The sequence below is a fragment of the Chloroflexus sp. genome (assembly GCF_034435895.1).
In the GTDB taxonomy this organism is placed as follows: Bacteria; Chloroflexota; Chloroflexia; order Chloroflexales; family Chloroflexaceae; genus Chloroflexus.
Map to the genome: position 1 here is coordinate 1 of NZ_DAOTWH010000349.1, position 11,547 is coordinate 11,547.

Sequence of the window (11,547 nt, forward strand, 5' to 3'; positions counted from 1 at the left end):
GTCGAGCAGCTCGGCCCTGCCGGCGAGCGCGCCGCCGGGCAAGCCGCCAGCCACAATCTTAGCCAGACAGACCAGATCGGGGGTGATGCCGGCCCGTGCGCAGGCCCCACCGGGAGCGACGCGAAAGCCGGTGACGATTTCGTCGGCGATGAGCAAGATGCCGTAGCGATGGGTAAGCTCGCGCAGGCCGGGCAGGAAATCGGCGGGCAACGGGATAGAGCCGTACGACGCGCCGGTTGGTTCGAGGATCACTGCCGCCACATCATGGCGCGAGGCTAGTGTTGCTTCCACCTGCTCAAGATCCGTTGGCAAAATAATCAAGCTTGCCAACGTCTCTGGCAACACGCCGCGATTTGGATCATCGGGGTCGGCGCCGGGGGCCAGCGCGTCGTGCCAACCGTGAAAGTGGCCGGCAAACCGGATCAGTGTCGTCTTGCCGGTAATAGCGCGGGCAAGGCGCAGCGCCAGCGTGGTTGCTTCGCTGCCCGAAGCGGTAAATCGGATGCGCTCAGCTCCCGGTATCAGTTCAGCGATCAGATCGGCCCATTCGAGCTCCAGCCGGTGGCTAGCGCCAAGATGGGTTGACACCGGCGCTTGCCGTTCGATCGCCTCGACAATCGCTGGGTGGCCGTGGCCGAGCAACAGTGCGCCATGGCCGCACCAATAGTCGATCATCCGATTGTCATCCACATCCCACTTATACGGCCCGTTGGCGCGTTCCATGAAGAGAGGGAAGGGATCGGCGTAGCGACCGTCGTGGGTCGCGCCGCCGGGAAAGCGTTGCAAGGCGCGTTCGGCCAAGACAGCCGAACCGGCGAATCGTTGGCGGTAGAGTTGTTCGAGTGACATACGCATTACATCCCTGCGCTGAGGCGATAGATCAGCGCCGCCGGCAAGCCATAGCTGCGCATCTGTTCTTGGGTGCGTTGCACATCGTAAGCTACCCGCTTAAACGTCAGGATCTGCTTGTCGGTATCGAACATAGCGTAGGCGGCGCGTGGATCGTGATCGCGCGGCTGGCCGACGCTGCCGGGGTTGATGAAGTAGCGCGCATCGCTGGTGAGCGTGATTTGGCTGTTTCCTTCCGGCATAATCCGCTCGCACCGGTCTTCGTCGTTGGGGCAGCGAAAGGCAAACTGGACGTGCGAATGCCCAATGAAACAGACCGGTTCGTGAAACCATTCGAGGTTGGCGAGCGCCTGCGATGGCATGAGCAGGTATTCCCAGATCGGTTCGCGCGGGCTGCCGTGCGTAAGATGGTAACGATTGTCAACCGTATGGGTTGGTTGGAGCGGCAACATCCATTCTCGGTTCGCCGGTTTGAGTTGAGCGCCGTTCCAGAGATTAGCCCGCCGGGCATCGGGGTTAAAGTCGTTGAGACTGATTTTGCCCAGACAGGCCAAATCGTGGTTGCCGGTTAAGATAACCGTGGCGTGTTGCTGCATCAATTCAATGCACTCATTCGGCGCCGGCCCGTAGCCGATCGTGTCGCCAAGGCACCACAACGCATCAAACGAACCGGCATCGGCTAGCACTGCTTCAAGTGCAACGATGTTGGAATGAATATCAGAGAGGATCAGAATCCGCATATTTTTACGTTTTGACGATGCTCGCAGCTAGATCGTATAATTGGCAGCGACCCAGTTATCAGGAGCGTCGCCGTTATGGTGGAACCGTCAGGACACTGCCCGTACCTTGGACTAAAACAGAATCAAGCGATCCGGTTTGCGTCGCCGACGCCGGAGCATCGCTGCTATGCGGCCGGGCAGGCGCAAGAGATTCCTCACATTGAACCTGACTATCAAGTTCGCTATTGCTTGTCGGCGTCCCATGTACGTTGCCCATTATACATGGGGATGCCATTACCTACAACGTCCACCCCGCTAACAGCGACTGCGCCGTCCGGGACAGCACCGGCGGCGCTAGCGCCGGTCGCAGCGTCACCTGCAAGCGGTCTACGGGTATGGCTTGCCGGCCTAACGCCGCGCGATCGCGTCATCTACGGTGTGTTATTGGCGGTGTTACTGTTGGTCTTGTTCGGGTATGCGTTGGGTGGCATCGCCTTTGTTGGCGCCATGCTCAATCCAACTGCGGCTCCGGCTACGACCGGCCCCACGGTAGCGCCGCCGCCGACGGCGACTATGACGATGCCTTCACTGACTGTTACCGAATCCCCCTCGCCTACGGTAACGTTGTCGCCCACGGTGCTTGCTTCACCAACCGCGACGTTGATCCCGTCGCCGACAGCGACGCCTTACGAGTTGATCCCAGTGACGAACACGCCGACGATTCCGATTATTATCCCACCGCCGCCGGTGTTTTTCACGGCCACCCCAACGCCATTACCGGAATTGCCACCGGTAGAGCTGCCCTCTGCCACGCCAGACCTACCACCCACCGAAGCGCCCACCGAAGCGCCCACCGAAGCGCCCACTGCGGCGCCCACGGAAGTGCCCACTGCGGCGCCCACCGAAGCACCGGTGGAAGTACCAACCGAAGCGCCGCCTACAACGACTCCGTAAGCGATGGCGCATCTAGAGTATGGTAGTTCAACTACCGCACTCCATAGTATGGTTGCGTTTTTATCCCGCCGCCGGCACGGTTGCTTGCGGCGCTGGTGCGCCTCCCAACTGCTTCACTAACTGGTCGCCAATGTACAACATTTGCTGCACAAAAGGATGTTTCGGCTGTTCGAGGATCAGCGGCATTCCCCGATTGACAGATGTCACGACCGGTTGGCCGCCGCTGATAACGTGGAAGTTGATCTTGCGCCGCAAGACGCGCTCGATTTCGCTGACGCCGATCCCGACGCCTGAATTGGCCCGGTTCAAAACAATGCTGATCGCGTTAGGGTTGATGCCTAACTGGTTTGCCAAGTTCAGGAACAGGCTCGTGTTCTTGAGCGGGCCAATTTCGGGCGTAATCACCAGCAAGACGTGATCGGCCCGATCAAACACCGACAATGTGCGATCGTCATAGCTCGTTTGGCAATCAACGACGACATAATCGGCGCTGACGGCCAGCAAATCAAGAATCCGGGTGATGTGATCGGGACTCACCAATTCCGCCTCTTCGGGGCGAGGTGGCGCCAGCAGGGCCTGCAAGCCGGAAGGATGAGGCAGCAGCACCTGATTAACCATTTCACGCTCAATCTCATCGCCGCTGCGCACAATGTCAACAATGCTGCGGGTTGGCGCAATATTGAGATGAACGGCAATGTCGCCGAAGGTGAGATCGGCATCGACAATAATCACGCGCTGCCGGGTGCGCAAGCGAATGGCGAGCGCCAGCGATACCGCCATGGTGGTTTTGCCGACGCCGCCTTTCGCGCCAAATACGGCAATAATCTTGCCCCGTCGCAACGGTGCGCTTGGCGCTTCGCTGGCCGCGCGGGCGAGCAAGTTTTTCACCCGGTAGACCAGCTCTGGCGGCTCAAACGGCTTGGCGAGATAATCATTCGCTCCTGCTTCAAAGCCAGCGATCTTGGCGCTAATGTCGCCCTGCGCCGTCAACATTAAGATCGGCAGCGTTTTGGTCAACGGATGCTGGCGCACGCGCTTGCAGAGGGTATAGCCATCAATGCCGGGTAGCAGCACATCGCAGATGAGGGCATCAGGCGGGGCTTTGTAAATCTGCTGCAATGCCTCTTCGCCGCTAACTGCCCGCCGCACCTCGTAGCCGGCATTGCGCAACATCACCTCAAGCATCTCGGCGACAGCATCGTCGTCATCAACGATGAGCAGTGTTGGCAGTTTCATGAATGACTCCTCTCGGATGTACACAGGCGATCGAGCAGGGCTGGCAAAGCCCCCGCCGCTAGCGGGAGCAAAAGATAGTCATCGGCTCCGAAGGCGATCGTGGCAGCAGCGCGCGGTTCAGCCGCCGCTGGCGCAATCGTCACGACCCGCGCCGCAGGAAAATAATCGCGCAGCGACATCAGGTGCGGGGTTCGCACCCCTTCGATCTGCGTCATATCGACCAGAATCAGGTTGGGTGGAATGGTTGATGTATATGTAAGCGCATGTTCAACAGTGTCGATCACATCGTACATAATGTTGTGTTCGGTCAGTGCTTGGCGCAGCAACCGGCGCTGAATGCCATTAGCGCTGATGATCAGCGCACGCCAATTGAATTGCTGGCTGGCCGTCGAGGGTACGGTTGCAGGGATTGTGAGTGCCGAAGGGGCTTCACTGCTGGTCGTGTCAACCACCACCCGGTTACGACCGGCCCGTTTCGCTTGGTACAGGGCGGTGTCAGCGGCCTGCATCGCCCCGATCTGGCTGCGATGCTGCGGATAGCCGGCAATGCCGGCGCTAAAGGTGACACTGAACATACCTGCCGGCCCGTAGTGGCGGAGGGCGGCAAAGCTGTTGCGGATGCTGTCAATCAGGGTGCGCGCTTCAATGACGGACGTATTGGGTAAAGCGACTAAAAACTCTTCGCCGCCGTGCCGCCCGATCAGATCGCTCTTCCGTAACCGTTGTTGCAGGAGCCGGGCAAAGCTGCGCAATACCTGATCGCCGACCACATGGCCATAGCTGTCGTTCACGCGCTTGAAATGATCGATATCGATAATCGCAATCGCCAGCGGTTGGTGTAACCGTTCGGCGCGGGCAAAATCACGGGTCAATTCCTCCTCGACGGCCTGATGGTTGAGCAGGCCGGTCAGACCATCGCGTAAGAGAAAACGCTGGATGGAGCGCGCTCTACTGGCGCGAGCCGAAATTGCGGCGACCAGATCCTCTGGCGTGATAGGTTTCGAGAGAAAGTCATCAGCCCCTAGCGAGAGAGCCGATTGCTGTTGGCTGCGGTTGGTTTCGGCTGACAGAAAGACGATCGGCATGCCCACGTAGCGATCTTGTTGGCGAATGACGCTGGCCAGCTCTTTGCCGCTGCAAATCGGCATGTACATATCGAGAATGATCAGGTCGGGTTGGAAGGCTTGCAACTGGTCGAGCGTCTCGCGCGGGTTGGCAATCGCGTGCGCGTACATCCCGGCGGATTCCAGACTCTGTACGCAATGCTGGCCAAAAGCGGGATCATCATCAACGATCAACACCCGCAGCGGCGTATTCTCTTCCGCCCCGGTCAGGCGATCAAGCGCGTCGATCAACCGGCCAGCGTCTACCGGCTTGGTAAAATAGGCATGCCCGCCGCTGCGCACTGCCGCCAAGCGGGCCGTAAAGTCATCCCGTTGCGAGATATAAATGACCGGCACCGGCGCCGTGCGCTCGCGCTGAATGGCGGCAATCACCTCAGTGCCGGCGAGATCGCCGCTGGGAAAGACGACATCCATCATAATCGCCGCCGGATTGAGCGCGCGCACCAGCGTTGGCAAGCCTTCCAGATCATTGACGAGATGGACATCGTAGTTGAAGAGCCGAAGCTGTTCGCTCAAATTGGTAGCAAACTCTTGATCATCTTCCACCAAGATAATCGTATGCGGACGACAGTTCGGTTCCCGTGATGATGATACGAACGGGATGACTGGCGGCTGGGATGGTGTTGCCGGCGGCGGTAAAGGCACCGATGGTTGATCGGCGGGGGTTGGCGCCGGCGGGGGTTCAGATGCCGATTCCGGCAAGACGGTCGTCACCTTCCCTTCCTTTGCCGACTCCGGCAAGACGGTCGTCACTTTGCCTTCCTTCACCATCCGCTGCAACAGCATCATCTGCTGGGCCAAAGCGTGGCGCGCGGCGGTATCGAGGGGCTGGTCATGTTCGAGCCACTCTTTCAACCCAATATCAATCTCGCGGGCAACCGCACCCAAATCGGCAAAACCGAACATCGCCGCCGAGCCGGCCAGTTTGTGAGCAAGTTGGCGGGTTTCCATCCCAACCGTCTTGTCCCACTGGCTCTGCTCGAGCTGGCGCCAAGCCGCTACAATTGCCTCGACCCGTGCGTTAATCTGCGCGGCGTAGCGCCGGCGCAACGCTTCAAGCTGTTCAGCGGGATCGGGTTTCATAGGCTTTCATCCAGATTGCAGCCACTTGCGCTGATAACCTCATCGGATCAAAGGGCTTCGAGATCACATCGGCTGCTCCTAGCGCCAAGTATTGCTCGACTTCGTGGCGCTGGACGCGCGCCGTCATAAAGACCACTGGCGTCTGTGCCAGTGCCGGCTTCTTACGCAGTTCGGTCAGTGTCGTTGGTCCATCCATCCCCGGCATCATCACATCGAGCAGGATTAGATCAGGCGCAAATTGTTCGGCCACCGCCAACGCTTCAGCGCCTGAACTACACATCTGCACGGTGTAGCCGCCAACGGCTTCTAAGGCTAATTGGGCTACCATTTGAATATCCGGATCGTCTTCGACGAAGAGGATTTTCTGGAGTGATGCCATACGCGGTTCTCCCTTACCTAGGCGATGTGGGCGAGGACGCGGCTGGAGCAGCCTGATCAAGCAAGCGCGTCACGGCAGTCAAGAGTTCGGTATTCGTTGTGCGTGATTTGACCAGCGTGACGGCGACGCGATTGGCAATGTCCGGGTCGCGATCGCGTACCGAGAAGAGAATGACTTGCAGCGGCGGTTGCTGGCGCTCGATCAGCGGCAAGAGATCGATCCCGTTGCCGTCAGGCAAATTCTGGTCGAGTATCACCAGATCAAACGCTTGGTTACACAACAAGTGCTGCGCTTCAGCGATGGTGGCCGCCTGTTGTACCTCGGCAATATCAGCTAATAACAGCCGCACGACGGCAACCACATCACTGTCATCCTCGATATGCAGCACTTGGGGGCGGCTCGCGCCGGCATGGCGCGCTGCCCGGCGCAACGCGGTGAGCAACCGTTGTTGATCAATCGGCTTTGGCAACCAGTCTACCACATCAACGCCTTCCCCGCTGATCGTTTGTTCTTCGTCAGCTCGCGCCGATACCACCACGATCGGGAGATTGTGCGTGCGCGCTTTGTCGCGCACTTCGCGGATAAAGGCGCTGCCGTCTTCGTTCGGCCACATGAGATCGAGCGTCATTGCCCGGTAGTCGCGTTGTTGCAAGAGTTCACGCGCTTCGGTTAAGGTGTAGGCAACGTCGGTGGCATAGCCGGCTTGCTGCAACATCAGTGACAGCAGCGCCGCAATGTCGGGATCGTCTTCGCAGATCAAGATCCTTGGCGCGTCCTTTGGTGCTGCCGGCATCGGCAAGGAGGTGGTGTTCGCCCGATATTCAATCAAATCAACGTAGAAGCTCGTGCCAACGCCGGTGGCGGTGACGAAGCCAATCTGGCCGCCATGCCGCTCGACAATCGCCCGGCTGATGCTCAGGCCAAGGCCGGTGCCGCCTTGCTGGCGGGTGTTCGATGAATCGGCCTGCGCAAATTTTTGGAAGATGCGATCGCGGAACTCGACCGGAATCCCCGGCCCGTGGTCGGTAACGGTAATCCGCACCCGCCCTTGCGGTTCGCGCCCGATCGCCACTTCCACCTTCCCGCCCGCCGGCGAGAATTTCACCGCGTTTGAGATCAGGTTGGTGAAAACTTGCGTCATCCGGTCGGGATCGACATACACCTGCACATTGGGCAGGGTGGTGGTCAATTCAATCTTGACATCGTATTGCTGGCCGAAGCCGCAGTTGGCTTCGATCGCCTGCCGCACCAGCTCGTCGAGGACGACCGGTTGCAGCTTAAACACCATCTTGCCCGACTCGATCTTCTCGATGTCGAGGATGTCGTTGATCAGCCGCACCAGCCGCTCGCTATTCTTGAGTGCGATGTCAATCATCGCCGCGGCGCGGGGCGGCAATTCACCGGCCACTCCGCCTGCTAGCAAGCCAAGCGAACCGCGGATCGAGGTCAGCGGCGTGCGCAGTTCGTGCGAGACAACCGCCACAAACTCGTTCTTCATTCGCTCGACTGCCCGCCGTTCGGTCACATCGCGGAAGAACCAGACTCTGCCGTAGTAATCGCCTTCGGCACTGATCACCGGCGCGCTGTAGCGCTCGAAGGTACGGCCATCTTTCAGCTCAATCTCGGCTTTGCCGGTCAGGTGCGGGTTGGCGTAGAGTTCCTCGATTTCGTTACGCACTCGCTCTGGATCGCTGACTTGGGCCAGCATAGCGTCCATACTAGCCGCGCAAGTCGTCTGTTCGATCGGAAGATCATCAAGACTCCACATCTCGCGGAAGCGCCGGTTAGCGTAAAGGCAACGCCGTTCGGGTGAAACGACCAGCACGCCGTCGGGTGAGGCTTCGGTCTGGCACTCGAGTAGCGTCTTCTGGAAGCGCAACTCTTGTTCGGCCAAGCGGCGGGCCGTGATGTCGTGGAAACTGGCGACGGCGGCGTAAACCTGCCCATGGTCATCGCACAGCGGCTGCGAGTTAATCGAGATCCACGTCAGATCGCCGCTTGGTTTGTGTACACCCATAATCACATCGCTCTGCGGACGTCCGGTGGTGAGCGCAACCATGATCGGGTGCTCTTCACCGGGGAAGGGGCTGCCGTCTTCGTGAATCGTTTGCCAGCGCGGATCGAAACTGGTGCGGCCCACTATTTGGTCGTAGGTCAGGCCGAGAATCCGTTCGGCGCTAGCGTTGCAGGTCTCGATCACGCCAGCCTTATTCATCACTACGATCCCCTCGCTCATCGCGGTAATCACCGAGCGATAGCGGGCTTCGCTGGCGTGTAGCTCTTCCTCGCTCTTCTTGCGCGCGGTGATGTCAAAACGTACCGAAAGGTAGCGTTCGGGCTGGCCGTTTTCGCCGATAAACGGCACAATGGTCGTATCGACCCAGAAGAGGCGGCCATCTTTAGCCCGGTTGCAGATCTCGTTGCGCCAGATGTGGCCGGATTTGATCGTGTTCCACATCTCGGCAAAAAACTCCGGCGGATGCACGCCCGATTTGAAGATGCGGTGATCCTTCCCGATTAATTCATCAGGCCGGTAGCCGGTGATCGCGCAGAACCGTTCGTTCACTTCGAGGATGCGCCCTTCGGGATCAGCAATCGATAAGATCGCTGATTGATCAAGCGCGTTCATCACGTCACGGCTCTCTTTCAACGCCGCGCGCAGCATACGCTCCATCTCTTTTTGATGGGTAATGTCTGACTCGATCGCGATAAAGTGGGTGAGATTGTGCTGATCATCGTAAACTGGCGAGATGTCGAGGGCGAGCCAATAGGGCCGGCCTTGCTTGGTGTAATTGACGATCTCGGCTTTGATCGACTCACCGTTGCGCAGTGCTTGGCTGATTGCGGCCACCGTGGCCGGATCGGTTTCTGGCCCATGCAAAAACTCACCCGGTTCCCGCCCGCGCACTTCATCGAGAGTATAGCCGGAAATGCGGGTAAAGCCTTCGTTGATCCATTCGATCAGACCGTTGCGGTCGGTGATGATTACCGCGTTGTCGGTATAGCGCGCCACCAGCGAAAGCATGCGCAGTTGGTCGGCTTCGCGGCGGGCGCTGCGGGCAAAGGGGTGGATGACCAGCAACCCGCCAGTCGTCAAGAGCAGCAGGATCATCGCCAGCACACCCGCTTGCATCAGCGAAACCTGATCGCGCAAGGCTTGGCTTTGCATGAGCAAGAGACTGCTAATGGCGCTCAGATCGCTCTGCACTGTGATCAGGTTGGTCTGAATGGCGTACAGATCGAGATTGTCCCGGTTGAGTTGATCGGGTGGCGCTTCAACTAAGTTGTTGACGTAAACCAGAAAGCGATCAAGCGCCGGCGTCAGATGATTAATCGGGGTTGCCGGCGCTTCCTCTAGCAATCGTTGGTGAGTCTGGAGCAGTTCAGCGCTCAGTGTGCGCAGTTCGGCCCGGATCGAAGCCGCCTGCGAGGCATTGGCAAATAGAGCCAGCTCGGTGGCGAGCAGCGCCGTTTGTTGGGCGCGGATCTGCTGGCGGTGGGTCAGAACGAGCAGCGTATCGTACTGCGAGAGCCGCTGCGAATTGATCGCAAGCAGCGCGTAGCCGCCGATCGCGAGCAAGGCAATCATCACCAGCCCGCCGATATACGTGCGCGTCAGTCGTTGAATCGGTGAGATGCGCGCCATAGTCAAGCCTCTTCGCGGAGAGCGACAGGGAAAGCGAACCAGAAGGTTGCGCCCTGTCCCGGTGTTGACGAAACATCGATCACGCCGCCGTGAGCCATCACCACCTTCCGGGCAATGGCCAGCCCCAGACCAGTGCTCTTTTCGCCGCCGGTTGGCCGGGCTGACAACTGGCTAAATGCTTCAAACAGCCGGCTGCGTTCATCGGGGCTAATCCCCGGCCCTTGATCAGAGACCGCAAATTTCCACCAGTCGCCATCGCGTTCGGCGCTCACCGTGATGGTGCTGCCGGGAGGCGAGAACTTCACGGCGTTCGAGATCAGGTTGTCAAGCACTTGGCGCAGCCGCAAGGGATCGGCATAGACGGTGCCATCAATCGCCGTCGCCAGTTCGATGCGGGTTTGTTTGGGGTTGGCTAATAACTGGTGGCGGTTGATCGTCTCTTCTAACACCGACTTGATCGCTACTGGTTCGGGTGAAATCGTCACCGTGCCATTCTCAATCTGGCTCAGATCGAGCAGGTCATTCAGCATCGCCAGCATGTGTTCGGTCTGGCGATAAATGTCATCGAGCATGCGCTGGCGCTCTTCCGGCGGGCGCTGTAATTGTTGGTTGCGCAGAATAGCGGCCATCATCTGGATAATCGCCACCGGGTTGCGCAAATCGTGCGCAACCATGCCGAGCAGGTTGTTTTTGAGCGCCGACAAGCGGCGAAGTTCGGCGTTTTGCTTTTCGAGCAGCTCTTTTTGGGCGGCGAGTTGCGAGACAAGGTTGCCTTTTTCCACGATCACCGATAACTGTTCGGCGATCTGCATATAGCGTTCGACGTGCTCGTTGGTGTAGGTGTTGGCTTTGACGCTCGAAAAGAAGATAAAGCCGACCGGCACGCCGTTAGCGATCAGCGGGCAGGTCAGTGAAGAGCGAATCCCTTCATTGACGATCAGACGGGTTGATTCCGATTCGGGCTTGCGGCGCAAATACTGCACCAGATCGTTGATAATCCGGGGTTGGCCGGTCTGCATGATCGCCTCAAGGCTACTGCCGGCCATCGGCGCTGAGTAACCGCGTTTCAAATGGACTGCCGGCAAGCTGGTGCGAGCCCAGCGCGCGCGCAACACCTTACCGCCGTCTTCGAGCAGGGCAAACCCGATTCGCTCGTAGGGAATCACTTCACGAAAATCGTTGTAGACGCCATCGAGGATCTCATCGAGCATGAGACCAGCATTGATGCGGGTGGTAATGCGGTGTAGGGTCTCGATCTCGCGCTGGCGGCGGGCAAGGCTGGCCGCCAATTCGCGGAGCGAGGCCGCCAGCCGGCTGATCCGTTCGTCGTGACTCTGCACTGCTGGTACTTCAATCGCGAAGTCGCCATCGCGCAGGTGTTCGGCAATTGCGACGAGTCGTTCGATCTCATCGGCGGTGTCATCGGTGATTGATGCCATGACGCGACTCCTTGGACTGGTGCGGCGACTCTTTGGTGTATTATACGTGACTAATCTTTCCATAACATTGCTGTTTAGCTACGAAAGGCGCAAGTTGCGACAATTGCGCTCATAACCG

At 58.9% G+C, this 11,547-nt stretch carries 8 protein-coding genes; 1 reads left to right on the forward strand and 7 read right to left on the reverse strand.

Going from position 1 to position 11,547, the window contains the following annotated elements; genetic code table 11:
- Nucleotides 1-849 (reverse strand): aspartate aminotransferase family protein (locus U9R81_RS19100; protein ID WP_322497002.1); only part of this gene is annotated, 849 nt, incomplete at its 3' end.
- Nucleotides 850-854: 5 nt separating this feature from the next.
- A complete protein-coding gene (locus U9R81_RS19105) occupies nt 855-1,589 on the reverse strand; it encodes a metallophosphoesterase family protein (RefSeq protein ID WP_322497003.1) in 735 nt (244 codons plus the stop codon).
- A 267-nt stretch (nt 1,590-1,856) separates the two neighbouring features.
- Here U9R81_RS19105 and U9R81_RS19110 point away from each other — a divergent pair, with 267 nt between their 5' ends.
- Nucleotides 1,857-2,522 (forward strand): hypothetical protein, encoded by a 666-nt coding sequence (locus U9R81_RS19110; protein ID WP_322497004.1) that lies wholly within the window; start codon nt 1,857-1,859, stop codon nt 2,520-2,522.
- A gap of 60 nt (nt 2,523-2,582) precedes the next feature.
- On the opposite strand, the gene U9R81_RS19115 is transcribed toward U9R81_RS19110, so the two are convergent.
- The 5 genes from U9R81_RS19115 to U9R81_RS19135 are packed head-to-tail and all read right to left on the reverse strand — an operon-like array spanning nt 2,583 to nt 11,429.
- A complete protein-coding gene (locus U9R81_RS19115) occupies nt 2,583-3,758 on the reverse strand; it encodes a response regulator (protein WP_322497005.1) in 1,176 nt (391 codons plus the stop codon).
- Nucleotides 3,755-5,965: a response regulator gene (locus tag U9R81_RS19120; RefSeq protein WP_322497006.1), complete on the reverse strand. Its 2,211-nt coding sequence runs from the start codon at nt 5,963-5,965 to the stop codon at nt 3,755-3,757. Before U9R81_RS19120 ends, U9R81_RS19115 begins: the two co-directional genes overlap by 4 nt.
- Nucleotides 5,946-6,344, reverse strand: coding sequence for a response regulator (locus U9R81_RS19125; protein ID WP_322497007.1), 399 nt, complete (start codon nt 6,342-6,344; stop codon nt 5,946-5,948). Before U9R81_RS19125 ends, U9R81_RS19120 begins: the two co-directional genes overlap by 20 nt.
- Before the next feature lie 13 nt (nt 6,345-6,357).
- A complete protein-coding gene (locus tag U9R81_RS19130; RefSeq protein WP_322497008.1) occupies nt 6,358-9,990 on the reverse strand; it encodes a PAS domain S-box protein in 3,633 nt (1,210 codons plus the stop codon).
- A 2-nt stretch (nt 9,991-9,992) separates the two neighbouring features.
- Nucleotides 9,993-11,429, reverse strand: a complete 1,437-nt coding sequence (locus U9R81_RS19135) for a GAF domain-containing sensor histidine kinase (RefSeq protein WP_322497009.1) — start codon at nt 11,427-11,429, stop codon at nt 9,993-9,995.
- Nucleotides 11,430-11,547 lie beyond the last annotated feature (118 nt).